The following is a 20,143-nucleotide window of genomic DNA, read 5'->3' as shown; positions in this document are numbered from 1 at the left end:
TCGACGAGTGACTCATGACTGCCAGCACTCCCCAGTACCCCAGCGCCCGCGACCTGATGGACGCCCTGCGTTTCCTTCCGGAGGAGGGGCAGGTCTGGTTGGGCGAGCAACGCATGTTGCTGATGTCGCTGCAGGCGTCGGCGTTCTTTCGTAATGAGCTGGTGTCCACCCTGGGAGCGGAGCGCGCCCGTGGCGTCTTCATCCGCCTGGGCTACTACTCCGGCCTGCAGGATGCCGAGCTCGGCGAGTCACTGCGCGGCAGGCAACTGGGGCTGCACGACAGCTTCCTGGCTGGCCCACAGCTTCACGCGCTGCTGGGCCACGTCAAGGCAGTACCAGGCCAGCTGGATATCGATCTGGAAGCCGGCCGGTTCTACAGCGAGTTCATCTGGCAGGGCTCGTTCGAGGTTGAGGTGTGGCGTTCTCGTGGCGTACAGAGCGCGCCGGTGTGCTGGACGCTACTGGGGTACGCCTCGGGTTATGCCACCCAGCTGCTGGGACGCGAGGTGCAGTATCGAGAAGTGGAGTGCCTGGGCTGCGGCGACGCCCGGTGCCGGATCATCGGCAAGCTGGCCGAGGAGTGGTCCGACCATAAGGCCTTCTCCTCCCTCCTGCGTGAAGCCCCACTGATCGATGAGCTTTACGAGCTGCAGGCGCGGGTTGCGACCCTGGAGGGAGACCTCACCCATCAGCGGCCCGACGATGACTGGGGTCCCATCGGTTCGGCACCCGCCTTTCGAGAAATGTTGACGATGCTCGACAGTGCAGCCGTCTCGGAAGTGCCGGTGTTGCTGCTCGGAGAGACCGGCACCGGCAAGGAGATCCTGGCTCGGCGCCTTCACGAACAGAGCCTGCGTGCCAAGGGCCCCTTTGTCGCCGTCAACTGCGCCGCCATTCCGCCGGAACTGATCGAGTCTGAGCTATTTGGTGTCGAGAAGGGAGCCTATACCGGCGCGGTACAGTCACGCCTCGGGCGCTTCGAGCGGGCCCACGGCGGCACCCTGTTCCTCGACGAGCTGGCCGAGCTTTCTCCCCGTGCCCAGGCCGCCCTGCTCCGTGCCCTGCAGGAGCACCAGATCGAACGTGTCGGTGGCCAGGACGTGAGGGAGGTAGATGTGCGGGTAGTCGCGGCCACCCACAACGATCTGCACCAGCGGGTCGCGGAGGGAGCCTTCCGGCGTGACCTGTTCTTTCGACTCAATGCCTTTACGCTGACGGTACCGCCCCTGCGCGACCGTCTCGAGGATATTCCCACTCTGGCCGACCACTTCCTCGCCAGCTGCGAGCACCACTATCAGCGCCGCACCTTGGGCTTCTCCGACCAGGCCCGCTCGGCCATGGCTCAGTACACCTGGCCCGGCAACGTGCGTGAATTGAAGAACACCATCGAACGTGGAGTGATTCTCACCGCCGACCAGAAACATATCACCGAACGGGCACTGTTCGGCGACTACCGAGTCCCCACGCTGCAAAAGGAGAAAGGGCAAGGACTCAACGACCGGGGCCGACTCGAGGCGTCGACAGAGATCCCTGACTCGGAGGACACACCCCGGCAACATATCCAGGCCCTGTTCGATGCCGGGCTGACCCTCGAGGATATCGAGCGAGAGGTGCTGATCGCGGCCCAGGAGGAAAGCGAGGGCAATATTGCCGCCGCCGCCCGCCGGCTGGGCATGACACGTCCCGCCTACGCCTACCGTTTGAAGAAGTACGACCTACGCTGAGGCCGGGCCGGGCATCGTTATCTCCGGTTCATTTTCAGGGCGACCCTGAAGGCATTGAAAGTCCAAGAATCTCGCGGGCCTGCTGCCAGCTGGCCACCGGACGCTCGTACCTCTCGCACAGCGCCACCGCACGCTCGACCAGGGCCGCATTTGAGGGGGCGAGGCTATCGCGATCGAGACGCACGTTGTCCTCGAGCCCGGTGCGGGTATGACCGCCGGCGGCGATCGACCACTCGTTGAGCAGGTACTGGTTGGCACCGATGCCGGCACCACACCACTGGGCGTCGGGCGCCAGCCGCTTGAGGGTCTCGATATAGAAATCGAAGGTGGGCTTGTCCGCCGGCATCGCGTTCTTTACCCCCATCACGAACTGCACATAGAGCGGCGCCTTGAGCTTGCCCTGCTTGGAGAGGCTCACCGCCTGGTGGATATGCGACAGATCGAAGGCCTCGATCTCGGGCTTGATGTCATACTTGAGCATCTCATCGGCGAGCCAGTCGACCAGCTGCGGCGGGTTATCGTAGACGCGATTGGGGAAGTTGTTGGAGCCCACCGAGAGGCTGGCCATATCGGGCTTTAGCGGCAGCATGCCGCCGCGCTCCTCGCCGTCCCCTGAACGACCACCGGTGGAGAGCTGCACGATCATGCCAGGGCAGTGCTTGTTCAGCCCCTCCAGCAGGCGACCGAACTTCTCCGGGTCGGAGCTGGGCGTCTGGTCGTCGTTGCGCACATGACAGTGGGCGATGGTAGCGCCGGCCTCGAAGGCCGCCTGGGTGCTCTCGATCTGCTCCGTGACGGTGATCGGCACGGCGGGGTTGTTTTCCTTGCGCGGCAGGCTGCCGGTGATCGCAACACAGATAATGCAGGGTTTGGACATGGTGACCTCTTTTTCTTATATCGAAAGTGCATGGGGGGCAGTGTTGGAAGGGGGAACCGTTCCCCCTCTAGGCTAGTGGCCGGCGCCATAGACACCAGCGCCGCCCCCGAAAGAGCGGCGTCACTGATCGGGTCACGGCAGAATGGACAAGTCGTTCCGATCAGAAGTCGAAGAAGACCGTTTCACCCTCACCCTGCAGGCGAATGTCGAGGCGATAGCGCACCTTGCCGTCGACCTCTTCACGCTTGGCAATAAGGGTCTGGCGACGTGTCGGTGACTCGATGCGCGACAGCACCGGACACGCGGCGTTAGCCTCGGCCTCATCATCGAAGTAGAGGCGAGTCTGCAGCTGGATATTGATGCCGCGGGCAAAGATCGCCAGGTTGATGTGCGGCGCCTGGGACTGACCACTGGCGTGAGCCACGGGGCCCGGCTTGACGGTAGTCAGTGACCACTCGCTGCCATGATCAAAGGTGGTGGCGGTTCTTCCGAAGCTGTTGAACGGCTTCTCAAGGTCGAATTCCGGCTGGTACTCGCCGTTGCTATCGGCCTGCCAGGCCTCGATAAAGGCATCGCGGACCAGATCGCCATTGCCATCGATCACGGTGCCGACCACCTCGATATGCTCACCCTCGGCCTCGGGGCGCGCCATCTCGTTCCAGATCTCCTCGTCGCGGGTCGGGTTGCCGGCGGCGGCCAGGGCCAGGCCGATATGCACGTAGGGGCCGGCGGTCTGGGAGGCGGTCTCACGCAGCATCAGTTCGCTGGTGGGTCGGGAATTCGGCTGGTTCATCTCGTCACCCCTGTTACTGATTTTCGAAGTAGGTCTGCAGTTCGCCACGTACCACCAGGTCGAAGCGATAGGCCAGGCAGTCCATGGGCTTGCTGCGGGCCATGTCCAAGCGACCTATCATGGTCTCCACGGCTTCGGGGTCCTTGAGGGTGTGGACAATGGGACACAGCGGGATCAGCGGGTCGCCCTCGAAGTACATCTGGGTGATGAGGCGCGTGGAGATCGAGGGGCCCATCACCGACACGTGAATATGCGAGGGGCGCCAGCTGTTGGGATCGTTGGGCCAGGGGTAGGGGCCCGGCTTGATGGTGCGAAAGCGATACCAGCCCTGCTCATCGGTCAGGGTGCGCCCCACACCACCGAAGCTGGGGTCCAGCGGCGCCAGGTAGCTATCATTCCGGTGGCGGTAGCGACCACCGGCGTTGGCCTGCCACATCTCCACCAGAGTATGAGGAACCGGCTTGCCGAACTGGTCGACCACGCGGCCGAACATGATGATGCGCTCGCCCTGGGGTAGCCCCTGGTTCTGGTCCTGACGAAAGTTCAGCAGCAGGTCATTATCGTGTGGTCCCATTCGCAGTTGACGAAAGTCGGGGCCGGAAAGCTCCGATACCGTGGGCTTCTGCATGCTGACCAGAGCCTGCTGCGGTGACCGGGCAACGGAGGTCTTGTACCCCGGGGCATAGGCCGGCGGGTGCCAGTTGCGGTCGCGCTCGACGAATCGCTTGCTGTCGTATTGCATTTCATTCCTCTCAGGGGAGATTACATTGACCCAGATCAGTCTGACGGTAGTCACACGGGCTGCCAATTGACACCTTGGGCCCCACCCATAACCCAGGGGTTATGGGGTGCCCGATGCCACTCCTCGCAGCGTCTCACAGAATGTCTCCAGCGCCAGCGAGGGCGCCAGGCTGGTATTGATGCATAACCCCACCGATCCCCCTCGCTCCTCCAGGGGCAGGGCCAGCTCGGCAAGCACTCCCGCGTCGACCGCCTCACATGCGGCCTCCTCCGGTGCCACCCAGACGGCATCGCTCCCCTGAACGTAGTGTTGGCCGATTGGAAGGGAAAGCGTCTCGAGTTGGCTTGCCGGCAACTCCAGGCCGTGACGTACGAAGAAGCTGTCCACCCGCTGGCGTAGCGTGGTCTGAGGGGGCGGCAGCACCCAGGGAAAGCCCATCAACTGATGTGGTTCCAGATGAGCCTTGTCGGCGAGCGGGTGTCCGCTTCGTACCACCAGAACCAGGCGTTGGTAGAAGAGGTGCTCGAAGGAGAGATCGAGGATCTCCCGCGCCTCGGTCATGCGCCCCACCACCAGGTCCAGCTCACCACGACGCAACCGAGAGAGCAGGAAGGCGCTGGGGCCGGTGACTACACTGACCCCGCTCTCTCCCTCCATGCTCGCCTGCCAACGCAGGATCGCCTCCGGCAGCAATCGGCTCTCCACCGTGGAAAGAGCCCCGACACGCAACCAGCTGCCGGCGTGTTCCTCGCCTAGCGCACCCACTCCCTCTTCCAGGGCACGCAGCGCCGGGCCGGCATGCCTCAACAGGGTCAGGCCGGCCTCTGTCAGGGAGACGCCACGGGGGGTACGTTCGAAGAGGCTGGCATCGGTGATCTCCTCGAGCTCCCGAATGGTCTTGGAGACCCCCGGCTGAGTGATCGACATCCGCTCGGCGGCCCGGGCAAAGCTTCGCTGGCGAGCCACCTCCAGGAAGGCCTGGATATGACGGAGCTTGATCCGCGCATTGAGCACACCAGACCTCCTGTTATCGAGATGGCGACCTTACGGTATTGCCACATGCCATACGCTGGGCAACACGCTGGCCTGATATCGAAGCAGACCGGGGGTCACTCCGCCGTTTCGCCCCACCCCAGCTCCTTGGCCAGTGCAAAGGCGTGGTTGGCCGCCGGCACGCCGCCATAGATGGCCACATGCATCAGCACCTGGCGCAACTCCGACTCGGATAATCCGATACGCTTCGCCGTCTTGAGGTGCAGGGTCAGCTCTTCACGCCCCAGGGCAGCAAGGATGCCGGTGGTGATCATGCTGCGCTCGCGACGGGTCAGGTCCTCGTTGCTCCACAACTCCCCCCAGGCCAGGCGGGTGATCATCTGCTGGAAGGGTGCGTCCAGGCTGTTGGCATTCGCGGTGGAGCGTGCCACATGCTCCTCGCCCAGTACCTGTTTGCGAGTAGCGAGACCGGTGGCATAGTCGACGCCTCTGGAGCCCACGTCCCCCAGGTCCACGGCCAGCACCGCCAGCAGCTTCTCGGCAAACAGCTCCGGAACCTCCACGGAGGGCACATGACCCACACCATCGAGGATCTCCAGAGGAGCGCCATCGAGCTCTTCGGCCAGGGCCTCGAGAGTCGCCGGCGGGGTGGCCAGGTCCTCGCTGCCACCCAGCAGCTGTACCTTGACCCCCTTCCCCGACAGCTTGCCGGTGAAGGTGTCGCGACCCAGCATCTCGCAGAGCTTGGCGTAGGCCTCGTCGTCACCGCGCCCCATCTGGGTGCACCAGCCCGCCTTGAGGGCCGGCTCTGCCTCGAAGCAGGCGGGGGCGAACCAGCGCGGGACGATCTCCTCGGACATCGCCGCCAGTCCCTCCTGGCGCACCCGGCCGGCTCGGGTGTTCCACAGCTCGGCGTTGCCGATCACGGCTCCGGTGTTGGTCAGGGTGGCGGTAAGCAGGCGCTCTGCATGTTCGGCGATCAGCTGCTGGCCCACCGCACCTCCGATGGAGGTGCCGGCATAGTGGAAACGCCCTGCCCCCGCATGCTCGGCCAGTGCCAGGGCCTCGGCGGCCAGGTCAGCCGGGGTAATGGGGCCCTCGCCCCAGGACTGGCTGGCGCCATGGCCGGGCAGGTCCCAGGTCAGCACGCGATAGCGCGGCAGCAGCATCGGCAGCACGTCATCCCATACCGCCTGACTCATGCCCAGCGGATGGGCCAGCACGACCAGCGGGTTGGCCTTGGGGCCTAATAGACGATAGGCGACGCTGCGCCCGTTGATAGTCAGAAATGCCATATAAAGCCTCCTGTCATACCCGTTCGATCAGGGTCGCAATGCCCTGGCCCACGCCCACGCACATGGTGCATAGCGCATAGCGCTTGCCGCTCTTCTGCAGCTCATGGGCGGCGGTCAGCAACAGGCGCGCACCGGACATGCCCAGCGGGTGCCCCAGGGCGATGGCACCACCGTTGGGATTGACCCGCGGGTCATCGTCGGCAATTCCCAGGTCGCGCATGCAGGCCAACGCCTGGGCGGCGAAGGCCTCGTTGAGCTCGATCACCTCGATCTCATCGAGGGACACGCCGGTGCGCTCGAGCAGGCGGTTGACCGCCGGCACCGGACCATAGCCCATGATGCGCGGCTCGACACCGGCGGTGGCCATGCCGAGAATCTTCGCCATGGGCGTCAGTCCATGCCGCTCGACTGCGGCGGCACTTGCCACCAGCATGGCGGCGGCGCCGTCGTTGACACCGGAGGCATTGCCGGCGGTAACGCTGCCATCCTCACGAAAGGGAGTCGGCAGGCCGGAAAGCTTCTCGAGGCTGGTCGCGCGCAGATGCTCATCCTGGTCGAAGATCAGCGGCTCCTGCTTGCGGCGCGGGACCTCGATGGCGGTAATCTCTTCCTGGAACCGCCCGGTCTGCTGTGCCGCGGCGGCCTTCTGCTGGGAGCGCAGGGCGAAGGCGTCCTGGTCCTCACGGGAGATGCTGAACTGCTCGGCCACGTTCTCGGCGGTCTCGGGCATGGAGTCCACGCCATAGGCCCTCTTCATCTGAGGGTTGATGAAGCGCCAGCCGATGGTGGTGTCCTCGATCTTCTGCCCCCGGGAGAAGGCGCTGTCGGCCTTGCCCATCACATAGGGAGCGCGGGACATGGACTCCACGCCACCGGCCAGGGCCAGGTCCATCTCGCCGGCCTTGATGGCACGGAAGGCCGTGCCCACCGCATCCATGCCGGAGCCGCACAGGCGGTTCAGGGTGGTGCCCGGCACCGAGGTCGGCAGGCCCGCCAGCAACGCGGACATGCGTGCCACATTGCGGTTGTCCTCACCGGCCTGGTTGGCACAGCCCATAAAGACCTCTTCGATGGCGGCAGGCTCAAGGCCCGGCGCCTCGGCCAATACCGCCTTGAAGATGGTGGCGGCCATGTCGTCGGGGCGCACGCTTGCCAGGGTACCGCCGAAGCGGCCCACGGCGGTGCGGCGTGGGTGGCAGAGGAATACGTCGGTCATGTGACTCTCCTGATCGGCTTACTGGCCGGCATGGGCTCGCTCGGTACGCGCTTTCAGCTCGCGCAGGATCTCGAGCTCCTTCTCGCTGGGCTCGGGGGTGCTCTCGAGCACCTCGGCGAAGCGAATCTCCCAACCGGTCGCTTCCTGGACCTGCTCGGCGGTGACTCCCGGATGGAGCGAGACCACGACCAATTCTCTGGTCTCGGGGTCGGGCTTCATCACACAAAGGTCGGTAATCACCCGAGTCGGCCCCTTGCCGATATTGGGTACGCCGTCACGGCCCTTGCCGTCGCGGCCGAAGCCCAGCGTGGTGACGAAGTCGACCTCGTCCACGAAGGCACGCTTGGAGTGCTTCAGGGTGATAAACACTTCACCGGCATTCGTTGCGATCTCCGGCGCCCCCCCGCCACCCGGCAGGCGTACCTTCGGCTCTCGGTAGTCGCCGATCAGGGTAGTGTTGAGGTTGCAGTAGCGATCGATCTGGGCGGTGCCTAGAAAACCCACATCGATCTTGCCGCCCTGCAGCCAGTAGCGAAACATCTCCGGCACCGCCACGGTGGTCAGGGCCGTCTCGGCCAGCTCGCCGTCGCCGATGGAGAGCGGCAACACATCGGGCTTGGTCTGCAGGGTCCCGGACTCATAGATCAGCACCACGTCAGGGGCGTGGGTCAGACGCGCCAGGTTGGCTGCCTCTGAGGGCAGGCCGATACCAACGAAGCAGGTGGTGCCGTTCTCCAGGGCACGGGCCGCAGTCACTGTCATCATCTCGGAAGAGGTGTAGTCCAGACGCTTATCGGCGGCACTCATCAGGCGTTTCCTCCTGCGTTCATGACATTCTCTTCGATCCAGGCCGTGAAGGTGTCGCGATCCCTGGCGATGGCATCCCACTCCTTGTAGAAGGCGTTGTTGCGCGGGTAGTAACCATGGGCATAGGAGGGCAGCGAGCCCCGCTCGGCCACGGCGATGGCGTCGATGGCCCAGCCGGGAAGGATACAGGCGTTGGGATGGTAGCCCGGCTCGCTGCGCAGATCCTCCACGACCTCCTCGACGGTGACGATACTCTTCCTGGCGGCCAGCACCGCCTCCTTCTGGACGCCGACGATGCCTTCCACCAGCACGTTGCCGGCGCGATCGGCCTTCTGAGCATGCACGATGGAGACGTCCGGACGCACCGAGGGTACCGCGGCCAGCCGCTCGCCGGTAAAGGGGCACTCGATAAACTTGATCTGGTCATTGACGCTCGGCAGTTCACTGCCTACATAGCCGCGCAACACGGCCAGGGGCAGCCCCGCCGCACCGGCCTCGAAGGCGCAGGCCATGGCGGCATGGCTATGCTCGAGAATCTCGACCTTGTGGGGCCAGCCCTTTTCTACCGCGTCACGCAGGCGATGCAGGGAGCCCACCCCGGGGTTACCGCCCCAGGAGAAGATCACCTTCTTGGCGCAGCCGGCGCCGATCAGCTGGTCATAGACCAGATCGGGCGTCATGCGGATCAGGGTCAGGTCACGTTTCTTCTGGCGGATCACTTCGTGGCCCGCGGCGAAGGGAATCAGATGGGTAAAGCCCTCCATGGCCACGGTAGCGCCGTCCTCGACGTAACGCGCCACCGCATCATGCAGGCTCAGGAACTCAGCCATGGGTTTTCTCCTGGCGGTTTCTCTTACTAAAGTTCGCTAAGCGAACTTTGATTTGTGATACGAACAATCTACTCCGCCATTACCCATATCGTCAATTTGGCTACCATTTAAATCACACGAGGGAGGCACTGCCCCCCTCGTAGATAACGATTATTTTCCATTTATTTTCATAAACTTAAACATCAATCAACCAGTTCCTGGCACGCTGTACCTGATCCCTGCTGCTACCAAGGTACAAGGCGGGATTCGTTGCCCGGGCGACCGTTTCTGCTTCCAGTCGACCCTGGACCTCGGGATGGCAATTAATGGCGTCGGCATAGGCAATGCCTTGAAGACGCGCTGTTTCGGCGGCCTCGGCACTGATCCGCTTGGCAACATCGGGCCCCAAGGTCGGCGCCAGCAGCTTGGCGACCGGCTCAGCCATGATGCCCCCACCCGTTACCGCCAGATTGCGCCGCATCGCCTCGGGATGCACCTCCAGGCCCTCGAGCAGCACTGCCGCCTGCTCCAGCGCCCCCTCCAGCAACAGGGCGCTATCGATCAGCGGTGACCATTCGGCATGCCACTCTCCCAGCCCCCGTTCCAGCGGCTGGGCGGCGGCGTTGAGCAACACCGTGGTATGACCATGCACCTGGCGGGCCGCACCGCGAATCAACGCGCAGCGCACTGGATTGCGCTTGTGGGGCATGGAGGAGGACTCCCCCATGCCTGGAGCCGAAGGCTCGGCGACCTCGCCGACCTCTGTCTGGGTCAGCAGCGACACATCCAGGGCTAGTTTCTCGGCGGCTCCGGCCACCGCATCCAGGGCGGTACCCAGCGCGTGGATGGGCTGGCGGTCGGTATGCCAGGGCAGTATTGGAACGTCGAGCCCCAGCCGTCCGGCGAGGGCATCCATAAAGGCGAGCCCCAGATTGTCCCCGCCAGCCCCTTCCAAACCGGAGTGCACGCCCACTGCCCCGCCGAACTGTACCGGTAGTTCGATTGCCGCCAGACGGCGACGCGCCTGTTCCAGCCCGACCGCCCAGTGGGCCACCTTGACCCCGAAGGTGATCGGCAGCGCCTGTTGCATCAGCGTTCGTCCCACCATCACCGTGCCGGCATGGGTCTCCATCAGCGAGATGGCGGCACTGCGGCATCGCACCAGCAGAGACTCCAACGTCGCCAGGCGCGGCTTGAGCAGCAGCATCAAGGCGCTATCTACCACGTCCTGACTGGTGGCTCCCTGATGGAAGTAGCGCCTGAGGTCATCGGGCAGTGCCGACCGTGCCTGCTTGACGAAGGGAATGGCCGCATTGCCACCGCTGGCGATGCCGGCAGCGATCGCCTCGCTATCGAAGACATGCGCCTCGAGGCTCTCGCGCATGGAACGGCTGGCACGGACTGGCACGGCACCGTGGGCCTCCTGAACCTCGGCGAGGCCCAGCTCGAAGGCCAGCATGGCCTCCACCATAGCCTGGGCATTGCACTGGCTCAGTGCGGTTTGGCTCATAAAGGGGTGCTGCAGCAGGGAGGCAGGCATAGTGGTCTCTCGATATCGTTCGGATCGGGTCTGTTCGGAATAGGCCCTGGCCGATATAGCCTGGCCAATCGACTAAAGCCCAACCACGCACACATGTTCGCGATTCGAACATTATGCTAGATTGGAGATCGACCTCGAGCAACCCAGCATGGCGCATGGATGGAGCGAATATGACACCCAAGGAAGACGTGCTAAGCCCCGACGACCGCGACTTTGTCACCGCCCTGGCCAGCGGGCTGGAGGTAATCCTGGCCTTCGACGATGCTCACCCCCGCATGACGCTCAGCGAGGTCGCCGCGCGTACCGGCATGAACCGCGCCCGCGCCCGGCGCTTCCTGCTGACCCTCCATGCCCTGGGCTATATCAGCAAGCAGGGGCGAAACTTCGAACTGGCACCCAGGGTACTGCAACTCGGCTACGCTTTTCTGTCCAGCAACAACTACCGCAGCGTGATCCAGCAGGTGCTCGAAGATATCACCCAGCAGTGCGGTGAGTCCTCCTCGCTGGGTGTACTCGACGGAGAGGCGATAACTTACGTCGCCCGATCCTCTTCACCACATCGACTGATGGCCATCACGCTCTCGGTAGGTACCCGGCTGCCCGCGGCCCATACCTCGATGGGCCGTGTGCTGCTGGCCCAGCTACCCGAGGCGGAGCTGGATGCCTGGCTCGCCCGCGTCACGCTGGAGAAACATACCGACAAGACCATCACCGACAAGGGAGAACTGAAGCGCTGTATCCTCGAGGTTCGCCACCTGGGCTACGCCATCGCCGACCAGGAGCTAGACTCCGGACTACGCTCACTGGCGGTTCCCGCCTTCGATGCCAATGGCAAGCTACTGGGCGCCATCAATATCAGCACCAATGCCGCCCGTATCGATCACGACACCCTGATACAAGAGTATCTGCCGCTGCTACAGCAGAAGGCGCAAGAGATTCGCACTACCATCAGCTGATCTGCCAAGGAAGGCCTCATGCTGGAGATTCTGACGATCACGCTTCCGATCTTTATCTTGATCGGTGCCGGCTTCCTGGCGGCGTTTTCCGAAGTACTGAGTCGCGACAATATGCAGGGCATCGCCACCTTCGTGATGTTCTTCGCGCTGCCCTCGCTGCTGATTCGAGCCCTGACCGCCACCCCGCTCGAAGAAGCCTTGAATATCGGCTACCTGCTGGCCTATGGCCTTGGATCGTTACTGGTTTTCGCCGTGGGGATCGCCCTGGCGCGCTGGCGCGGCCATGCGCTGGATGCCGCGGCCATTCACGCCCTGGGCATGTCGGCGGCCAATAGCGGCTTTATCGGCTATCCGGTTGCGGTGATGGTCATCGGCCCACCGGCGGCGATCTTCATGGCGCTGAACATGGTCGTGGAAACCCTGCTGATCATTCCCATGGCCCTCACCCTGGCTGAGGCCAGCCGTCATGATGGGGGAGGGCTCAACCAGATAGTGCGCAAGACACTCGTCAGGCTCTCCCGTAACCCGGTATTGATCGGCCTGCTGACAGGCATGGTGCTGGCCCTGACCGGCTGGCAGCTGCCCACCCCACTTGCCAAGGCCATCGATATGCTCGCCGAGGCGGCTGGGCCAGCTGCCTTGTTCACCATCGGTGGCATGCTGCATGGCCTGAAGGTGCGTGGCATGGCGGCCGATATGGGGCAGATAGTGATCGGCAAGCTGCTGCTGCACCCCCTGGCGGTGCTGGCCTTCTTGCTACTGCTTCCCGAGCCAGACCCGATGATGATTGCGGGCGGCCTGCTGTTCGCCTGCGCGCCGATGATCAGCGTCTATCCGCTGTTCGGCAAGCAGTTCGACCAGGGCGATACCAGTGCCGCCGCACTGATGGTCGGCACCCTGGCCTCCTTTCTTACCATCAGCCTGTCGATCTGGCTGCTGACCCAGGCCGGCCTGCTGCCCATCTAGTCACCTAGTTCGACCGCATCACCGCCTCCAGGGCGGCGCGATAGCCCTGGCTCCCCAACCCCGCAATCACACCATCGGCACGCAGCGAGACATAGGAGTGGTGGCGGAAACTCTCGCGCCGGTGCACGTTGGAGAGGTGGACCTCGATGACCCGGCCGTCGAAGGCGTTCAGGGCGTCGAGGATCGCCACCGAGGTGTGGGTATAGGCCGCCGGGTTGATGATGATCGCCGCGGTGCCGTCCAGGCGCGCCGCCTGGATCCAGTCGATCAGCTCCCCCTCATGATTGCTCTGCCGACAGGTGATCTCCCAGCCCCCCTGCGCCGCCTGTTCATGGAGCGCATTATTGATGTCGTCCAACGTTTCATGGCCATAGACCTCGGGCTGGCGGGTGCCCAGCAGGTTGAGATTGGGGCCATGCAGCACCAGTGCCTTATTGTGTCGCATCACATTTTCTCCAGGCGCATGGGGACGCACGCCCCAGTTTTTCATTACACCACCTCGACGCGAAGCGGCCACGAAGTCGTTTCCCACTATCACTCTAACATACTGTCATTATTCGGTTTTGTAGTCATCATTAGCGGACGGCATCGCACCATCAGAAAACGGCATCGCCAAGCACTGCCAGCGTTATTGTGCGCGCCTTTCTCGGCTCGATAGGCTCATAAGGTAAGTGAGCCCAGCCTGCAATGTGCAAGCGCACTTCATCGCTCGCCAGAACAAAGTCAACAAGGTGTCTGCCGCATGGTAACCGAATCTCTTATCGGCCTTGCCGAAACGCTAGTCTATGGTTTCATGGGCATTGTATTCACCAGCGTGCCTATCGCCGGTAACTCCGTGCCTATTATTGTGCTTTGGCTGATTGCAGGTGCCCTCTTCTGCACCGTTCGTTTCGGCTTCCAGCAGTTCCGTTCGCTGCCTTTGGCACTGCGCCTGCTACGAGGAGAGTTCAACGACCCCGACGCCCCCGGCGAAGTCAGCCACTTTCAGGCGCTGACTTCAGCACTGTCGGTTACCGTTGGACTCGGCAATATCTCGGGCGTGGCGATTGCCATTGCCATTGGCGGTCCTGGCGCCGTTCTTTGGATGATGGTGGCGGGCTTTCTCGGCATGGCGACAAAATATGCCGAATGCACTCTGGGGGTGAAATATCGCACCGTGCACGCCGATGGCACCGTCTCCGGCGGCCCCATGTACTATCTCAAGCGAGGCCTTGGCGAGCGTGGCTGGCCACGACTGGGGGCTGCACTCGCGAGCTTCATTGCACTAGCCATCATGCTGGCCTCATTTGTCTCCACCAACATGTACCAGGTGAATCAGGTTTACACTCAGGTCGTGACGGTGACCGGTGGAGCAGGTAGCTTCTTCGACGAGAACGCCTGGCTGTTCGGCACGGTGATAGCAGGCTTCGTGGGCGGTATCGTCATCGGCGGCATGCAGAGCATCGCTCAGACCACCGAGAAGCTACTGCCAGCCATGTCGCTCCTCTACGTCACCGCGGCGCTGATAATTCTGATAGCCAACTACGCCCAGCTTCCCCAGGCGATGATGACGATCCTGACTTCGGCCTTTGATACCGACAGCGTCACCGGTGGCCTCTGGGGCGCTATTACCCAGGGCTTTATTCGGGCCATGATCTCGAGCGAGGCCGGCATGGGAACCTCGGCAATTGCCCACGCAACTGCCCGAACCCGCTTCCCGGCCGCCGAAGGTCACGTCGCTCTATTGGAGCCCTTCATCGATACCGTCGTGATCTGCACTCTGACGGCCCTGGTCATCGTCGTCACTGGCACCTACCTGGAAGAAGGGCTGAATGGCATCGAGATGACCTCGGCAGCTTACGCCACTGTACTGCCCTGGTTCCCACTGATACTGGCGGTGTCGGTGACTCTATTCGCTTTCTCCACCATTCTGGTCTCCTGCTACTACGGTCTCCAGGCCAGTGAAATGCTTTTCGGCTATCGCAAGCGGGTGAAAGCCACTTATCTGATTGTCTTCCTGTCGCTGACCGTCAGCGGCTCTCTGGTCAGTCTGGACCTGATCGTCGGACTCATGGACTCCCTAGTGGTGCTGATCTGCATTCCCAACATCATCGGGCTGATCGTCCTTGCTCCCGTTATTCGCGATGAGCACCGTCGCTTCAAGGCGCATGTCCACCAGCGAGATCGAGCACGGCTATCGGTCAGTTCCTGATTCGGCGCTCTCATTACCTACCGCCGGCAGAGACTCTATCGCTCGCTACCATGCACCTCACGCATCGCATGAAAGCGAAACGGCATTGTCCGGAGCGACTCTCCCGGACATAGCATCAATGCCATAACGACGTTTCACCTCCAATAACACTCAGAGGAAGTCGAGATGCTGATTCCCGACCACCAGCTCCCTGCCGTCGTGGCGCTGACAGGCGTCTATGCGACCTTCATCCTGCTCTACGCCTACTACTTCTATCGCAAGGTGAAGACCTTCGCCGGCTACAACGTGGCCGGGCGCTCCATACCACTGGTGCCGATGATACTGACGATTCTTGGCACCTCTATCGGCGGCGCCATGTTGCTGGGACTAATGGCCGATGCCTATCGTATCGGCATCAGTCAGATGTGGATGCTATTCCCGCTGATCGGTGTACTGGCCATCCTGACGGCCTTCTTCGTCCGACGCCTGCGCCAGGTAGGTGATAAGCATGAGCTCTTCACCGTAGGCGACTACGCTGCAGTGCGCTTCGGCCCACTGGCCCGTTACCCGGCTTCGATTGCCAACCTGGTGGCGATCTCGGCGCTGACCGGCATGCAGTTCGTGGCCCTCGCGACCATTCTCAGGCTACTGTTCGGCCTCGAGACGACGCATGGCATCCTGATCGCCTGTGCCTTTCTCACCCTCAAGACCTATCTGGGCGGCTTCACCTCGGTCGTATGGTCCGATGCGGTGCAGGGCACCATACAGACCATTGGCATCGTGTCGCTGTTTGCTGCCATCTATGTGATGTCCGGTGGCTGGGGAGAGATAGTCACCAAGGCCGGGGACAGCGGTCAACGGGCGCTGCTTACCTTGAGCAATATCTCGACCTATAAGATCGCCCTGTTCATGCTGACCCTGGGCGCTGCCGTGCTGGTACGCCAGGACTTCTGGTCACGCATCTGGGCCGCCCGGGATCTGCGCACCACGATCAAGGCTTACTGGTGGTCGGTGGTGCTAGTACTGATCACCGGCTTGGTAGTGGTGCTGACCGGCGTCTTTGCCAAGATAGGCTTGGGCATCGTCGCCGAACCGCCAGCGATGATCTATTACCATGTCATACAGGAAGCGATGCCCTTCTGGTTCTTTGCCCTGATGCTGATCACGCTGATGGCCACCGTGGTCTCCTGTGCCGACTCCTACTTCATCGCCGGCGCCTCCACGCTGGTCAGCGACTTCGTTCAACCCCACTTTCGGGGCGCCAGCGACCGTCAGCTGCTGATGTGCAGCCGGGGCGCGGTCATCGTCATGGCCCTGATCTCGCTGCTGTTGGCGCTGGCGGTACCGCGGCTGATACAGCTATGGATCACGGGGTCGGCAATCCTGGTATCAAGCCTGCTGGTGCCGCTTCTTCTTGGCGTGCTGTGGACACGCCCCAGCCGACGCGCGGGCGCCTGTGCCATGTGGGCCGGTCTGGTGGTGGCGATGGCCTGGCAGCTGCTGGGCGAGCCCGGTGGCTGGAGTCCAGTGTTTGTCGGAGTGCCTGCATCGGCGCTGATGCTGGCCGGCATCATGCTGCTCGATGCGCGTCGCGCTCCGCTTGCCCCGGCCACAGACTTCGACTGAGCCAACATTGCCGAGCGCAAGCCCGGCATTCAGCGCTCGAGGCGATGATAAAGGTGCTCCAGAAAATGGCGCTGGAGCGGTGAATCACGCTCGCATCGCCATACCGCCGAGGTATGGAAGGTCGCGGTGACATCGCTAAGTGGTCGTACGATCACTCGATCGCCGATCCAGCGCCGCGCCGACTCGATATGGATGCTGACCCCCATGCCTGCCGCCACGAAGGCAAATACCGCCTGGCTGTTGAACGCCTCCTGGGCCACCCTTGGCTCGAAGCCGTGCTCCAGGAAGATCGCATCGAGATGGCGGCGATAGTCACGCCAGTTGCGTCGATTACCGATCACGTAGGGCTCATTCTTGAGATCGGCAAGCGCGATCTCCGTCTTTTCGGCCAGGGGGTGGTTGGGAGGCAACAGAGCCACGAAGCGCTCCTTCTGGACGACGCGAGCATCGAAACCTTCGATCTGCATGGTCCCGGAAACAAAGGCGACGTCGAGCTTGCCGTCCTCGAGTCGCTGCAGCTGTGGAGCATTGGGCTCGTAGATGAATTCCACATCGACGCCCGGATAACGCTCTCGAAAGGCCTGTACCACCTCGGGAAGGCACCCTAGCAACGCCATATCGGTGTAGCCGATCCGTAAACGCCCCTGCTCCCCACTGCCGGCCTGACGAGTCAACTCAACGGCATCATCGAGCTCCTCGACGATACGCTGCGCCTTGTCCAGGAAGACCCGTCCCGCCTCGGTCAGGGATACGCTGCGATTGCTGCGTATCAGCAAGGGTTCACCGATAGCCTCCTCCAGCTGCTGAATGGTTCGACTGAGGGCCGGCTGGGTTAGATGCAGCGCCGTCGCCGCCTGACCGAAGTGCAGCTTGTCGGCCACGACGATAAAGGCCTTGAGCTGTCGGATTTCAATTCTCACGGCGATAACTCCGGCGCATGGTGGGATGTGTGTTCAACATTATACTTTGCCGCCCCCCTTCCCAATAATCGAAGCCATCCAAGCTCCACTCTTCAACAACAAGGTATCACCATGACCACCACGGTGTTCAGTGCCAGGAAGATCATTACCATGAACCCGTCGCTACCCGAAGCGACGCATATCGCGGTGTGCGACGGTCGCATTCTGGCGGTAGGCAATGCCGAGAGCATGGCCGAGCTGGCGCGCCATCAGGGTGATATGCAACATGACGACCGCTTCGCCGACAGGGTGATCATGCCAGGCATGGTGGAGGGGCACAGCCACGCCCACGAGGGCGCCCTCTGGCAGTACCTCTATCTGGGCTACTATCCTCGTCGCGATCCGGAAGGCACCCTGTGGCAGGGCATTCAGGACACGGCCGCCATGCAGGCGAGGCTGCGTGCCGCCGCCGACGCCATGCCGGCCGGAGAGCCGATCATCGCCTGGGGCTTCGATCCTATCTTCTTCGGCGACCAAGTCGTCGACCGCCACGCGCTGGACACCGCCGTCAGCGATCGCCCGGTTGTGATCGTGCATCTTTCCTTCCATGCCATGACCGTCAACAGCGCCATGATCGAGCGGGCTGGACTGGATCGGCATACGCATATTGAAGGTGTCCTGCTCGATGACCAGGGCAACCCCACCGGCTCGATCAAGGAGATGGCGGCCATGCACGCCATCCACGAGAGTCTTGGCATCAACGTCTTCGATATCGTCTCTCAGCCCGACACTCTGCGCCGCTTCGGCCGCGCGGCGACTCAGGCAGGGGTCACCACCGCCACTGACCTCTTCAATCCCCTCACCGACGAGGGCATCCAGGCACTGGAGACGGTGACCCAGGAAGATGACTTCCCGCTACGCCTGGTGCCGGCGATGAGCACCCTCGGCCGTCCCATCGATGAGGGTATCGAACGGCTCGCCGCCTGTTGCGAGAAGAGCAATCCGCGACTTCACTTCGGTCTGGCCAAGGTGATGAGTGATGGCTCCATGCCCGCCTTCACCTGCCGCATGAAGTGGCCCCACTACCATAACGGGATGCCCAACGGCGCCTGGAATGCTTCTCCAGAGGAACTACGGCGTGTGATTCAGGCCTATCACCAGGCAGGCGTCCACCTGCAGATCCACACCAATGGCGATGAAGCCGTGGAGCTGATCCTCGATTGCCTCCAGGAGGCACTGGAACTGTGGCCACGCCTCGACCATCGCCATACCCTGCACCACTGCCAGGTTGCCGACCAGGCCCAGATGCGCCGCGCCAAGGCGCTCGGGGTGTGCATGAACCTGCTCACCAACCACCTCTATTACTGGGGTGACGTCCATGCCGACACCGTGCTTGGCTGGGAGCGGGCTCAGCGGCTCAACCCTGCCGCCTCGGTGCTTCGCCACGGCATTCCACTGGCGATTCACAGCGATGCCCCGGTCACCCCGCTGGGGCCGCTGTTCACCGCTCATGTGGCCTGCACCCGCAAGACCGCTTCCGGCCAGCTGTTGGGGCCCTTCGAGCGAATCGACGTCCCTCAGGCACTGGAAGCGGTGACTCTGGGAGCGGCCTATACGCTGAAGCTGGATCACCTGGTCGGTAGCCTGGAGATGGGCAAGTATGCCGATATGGCGGTACTCGATCGCGACCCCCTGGCCGGAGACGGGGAGGCGCTAGCCGAGGTAGGCGTGGTGGCCACGATGCTGGGAGGCCGGGTCCATGAGGCCTGAGGCCGAGGCGGCGGCGACGCCGATCCCCATGACGGTGATCGGCGGTTTTCTTGGCGCGGGCAAGACCAGTTACCTTAACGCCCTGATTCAGGCCGGCCTGCCGGCCGGCTCGCTGATCCTGGTCAACGACTTCGGCGACATCAATATCGACAGCGCCCTGATCGACTATCAGGACGACCGCGTGATCAGCCTGACCAACGGCTGTATCTGCTGCACCCTGGGGGGCACCCTCGCCGAACAGCTCGCCGAGGCACTACGCTTTACCCCGCCACCCACGGCGATCTACATCGAGGCCAGCGGCGTCGCCAACCCGGCGCGCATCGCCGATATTGCGCGCATCTCATCACGGCTTTATCTGGCCGACGTCGTCTGTCTGATCGATGCCAGCCAGGCACTCACCAATGCCGACCACCCTCAGATCGGAACGGCCTGGCGAGAGCAGGTCGCCGCTGCCAACCGGCTGCTGCTCAACCGGACGGTGGATGACCCGGAGCACCGCGCCAAGGTCGACCGCCTGATCGACTCCCTCAACCCTGGCGCCGTACGGCTCGAGCTGGCTGCACCGGAAGGGGCGCCCAAGCCACAAGCCGCGCCCCCCCCGCCACGCTTTGCCCCCGCCCCCCGGGGCCAGGGGCATCCATGGCGCAGCGTCACACTGTCACCTGCTGGCGAGGTGGAGGCCGATGAACTTACACGGCTCCTCGAAGCGCACGCCGACGTGCTGACGCGGGCCAAGGGGTTTATGCGCTGCCGCGGACATGCCCATCCCCGACTGCTGCAGTTCAGCGGCGGACAGGCCCGGTGGCAGTCGGCACTACGCCCGGCCAACGAGTCCCGGCTGGTGCTTATCGGCCTCGAATCATCGCGCTTTGACACGCTCTGTCGACGGGTCGAGGCACTCGGCAACACCGGCCTTTCGGGCGGTGATGACACTCCTCACTAATTCGCGACGGAGGTTTC

At 63.1% G+C, this 20,143-nt stretch carries 18 protein-coding genes; 7 read left to right on the top strand and 11 right to left on the bottom strand.

What is annotated here, in order from left to right; genetic code table 11:
• Positions 1 to 14: 14 nt before the first annotated feature.
• A complete protein-coding gene (locus RM463_RS12970) occupies positions 15 to 1,724 on the top strand; it encodes a sigma-54-dependent Fis family transcriptional regulator (RefSeq protein WP_311430245.1) in 1,710 nt (569 codons plus the stop codon).
• A 34-nt stretch (positions 1,725 to 1,758) separates the two neighbouring features.
• On the opposite strand, the gene RM463_RS12965 is transcribed toward RM463_RS12970, so the two are convergent.
• From RM463_RS12965 to RM463_RS12925, 9 genes are all read right to left on the bottom strand, one after another.
• On the bottom strand, positions 1,759 to 2,601 hold the full coding sequence (locus RM463_RS12965) for a 3-keto-5-aminohexanoate cleavage protein (protein WP_311430244.1): 843 nt from the start codon (positions 2,599 to 2,601) through the stop codon (positions 1,759 to 1,761).
• A 160-nt stretch (positions 2,602 to 2,761) separates the two neighbouring features.
• A complete protein-coding gene (gene pcaG / locus RM463_RS12960) occupies positions 2,762 to 3,394 on the bottom strand; it encodes a protocatechuate 3,4-dioxygenase subunit alpha (RefSeq protein WP_311430243.1) in 633 nt (210 codons plus the stop codon).
• Between the two features lie 13 nt (positions 3,395 to 3,407).
• Positions 3,408 to 4,136, bottom strand: coding sequence for a protocatechuate 3,4-dioxygenase subunit beta (pcaH, locus tag RM463_RS12955; RefSeq protein ID WP_132041968.1), 729 nt, complete (start codon positions 4,134 to 4,136; stop codon positions 3,408 to 3,410).
• 99 nt (positions 4,137 to 4,235) lie between these two features.
• On the bottom strand, positions 4,236 to 5,150 hold the full coding sequence (gene pcaQ, locus RM463_RS12950) for a pca operon transcription factor PcaQ (protein ID WP_311430242.1): 915 nt from the start codon (positions 5,148 to 5,150) through the stop codon (positions 4,236 to 4,238).
• Between the two features lie 95 nt (positions 5,151 to 5,245).
• Positions 5,246 to 6,424 (bottom strand): alpha/beta fold hydrolase, encoded by a 1,179-nt coding sequence (locus RM463_RS12945; protein WP_311430241.1) that lies wholly within the window; start codon positions 6,422 to 6,424, stop codon positions 5,246 to 5,248.
• Positions 6,425 to 6,437: 13 nt separating this feature from the next.
• Positions 6,438 to 7,640 carry a 3-oxoadipyl-CoA thiolase gene (gene pcaF, locus RM463_RS12940; protein WP_311430240.1) on the bottom strand — a complete coding sequence of 401 codons (1,203 nt, stop codon included), beginning with the start codon at positions 7,638 to 7,640 and terminating at the stop codon, positions 6,438 to 6,440.
• An 18-nt stretch (positions 7,641 to 7,658) separates the two neighbouring features.
• Entirely contained in the window at positions 7,659 to 8,426 is a 768-nt protein-coding gene (locus RM463_RS12935) for a CoA-transferase subunit beta (protein WP_311430307.1), read from the bottom strand.
• A gap of 20 nt (positions 8,427 to 8,446) precedes the next feature.
• Entirely contained in the window at positions 8,447 to 9,277 is an 831-nt protein-coding gene (locus RM463_RS12930) for a CoA transferase subunit A (protein WP_195689805.1), read from the bottom strand.
• A 175-nt stretch (positions 9,278 to 9,452) separates the two neighbouring features.
• Positions 9,453 to 10,796 carry an adenylosuccinate lyase family protein gene (locus tag RM463_RS12925; RefSeq protein ID WP_311430239.1) on the bottom strand — a complete coding sequence of 448 codons (1,344 nt, stop codon included), beginning with the start codon at positions 10,794 to 10,796 and terminating at the stop codon, positions 9,453 to 9,455.
• A gap of 170 nt (positions 10,797 to 10,966) precedes the next feature.
• On the opposite strand from RM463_RS12925, the gene RM463_RS12920 reads away from it, so the two are divergent.
• Complete coding sequence (locus tag RM463_RS12920) at positions 10,967 to 11,752, top strand: IclR family transcriptional regulator C-terminal domain-containing protein (protein ID WP_311430238.1); 786 nt, start codon at positions 10,967 to 10,969, stop codon at positions 11,750 to 11,752.
• Between the two features lie 18 nt (positions 11,753 to 11,770).
• Positions 11,771 to 12,718 carry an AEC family transporter gene (locus RM463_RS12915; protein ID WP_311430237.1) on the top strand — a complete coding sequence of 316 codons (948 nt, stop codon included), beginning with the start codon at positions 11,771 to 11,773 and terminating at the stop codon, positions 12,716 to 12,718.
• A gap of 4 nt (positions 12,719 to 12,722) precedes the next feature.
• On the opposite strand, the gene aroQ is transcribed toward RM463_RS12915, so the two are convergent.
• Positions 12,723 to 13,163, bottom strand: coding sequence for a type II 3-dehydroquinate dehydratase (aroQ, locus tag RM463_RS12910; RefSeq protein ID WP_311430236.1), 441 nt, complete (start codon positions 13,161 to 13,163; stop codon positions 12,723 to 12,725).
• A gap of 297 nt (positions 13,164 to 13,460) precedes the next feature.
• Here aroQ and RM463_RS12905 point away from each other — a divergent pair, with 297 nt between their 5' ends.
• On the top strand, positions 13,461 to 14,909 hold the full coding sequence (locus tag RM463_RS12905) for a sodium:alanine symporter family protein (protein ID WP_195689800.1): 1,449 nt from the start codon (positions 13,461 to 13,463) through the stop codon (positions 14,907 to 14,909).
• 165 nt (positions 14,910 to 15,074) lie between these two features.
• A complete protein-coding gene (locus RM463_RS12900) occupies positions 15,075 to 16,514 on the top strand; it encodes a sodium:solute symporter (RefSeq protein ID WP_195689799.1) in 1,440 nt (479 codons plus the stop codon).
• Positions 16,515 to 16,543: 29 nt separating this feature from the next.
• Here the strand turns inward: RM463_RS12900 and RM463_RS12895 are convergent, their stop codons facing one another.
• Positions 16,544 to 17,434 (bottom strand): LysR family transcriptional regulator, encoded by an 891-nt coding sequence (locus tag RM463_RS12895; protein WP_195689798.1) that lies wholly within the window; start codon positions 17,432 to 17,434, stop codon positions 16,544 to 16,546.
• Between the two features lie 111 nt (positions 17,435 to 17,545).
• On the opposite strand from RM463_RS12895, the gene RM463_RS12890 reads away from it, so the two are divergent.
• A complete protein-coding gene (locus RM463_RS12890; RefSeq protein ID WP_195689797.1) occupies positions 17,546 to 19,183 on the top strand; it encodes an amidohydrolase in 1,638 nt (545 codons plus the stop codon).
• The gene (locus tag RM463_RS12885) at positions 19,173 to 20,126 is read left to right on the top strand and encodes a GTP-binding protein (protein ID WP_311430235.1); all 954 of its coding nucleotides are present in this window, start codon (positions 19,173 to 19,175) and stop codon (positions 20,124 to 20,126) included. Before RM463_RS12890 ends, RM463_RS12885 begins: the two co-directional genes overlap by 11 nt.
• Positions 20,127 to 20,143 lie beyond the last annotated feature (17 nt).

Origin of the sequence: Halomonas sp. LES1 (genome assembly GCF_031846005.1) — a bacterium.
GTDB lineage: Bacteria > Pseudomonadota > Gammaproteobacteria > Pseudomonadales > Halomonadaceae > Halomonas.
Note: the sequence above shows the minus strand (reverse complement) of the source record. Positions and strands in the feature narration are given on the sequence as shown.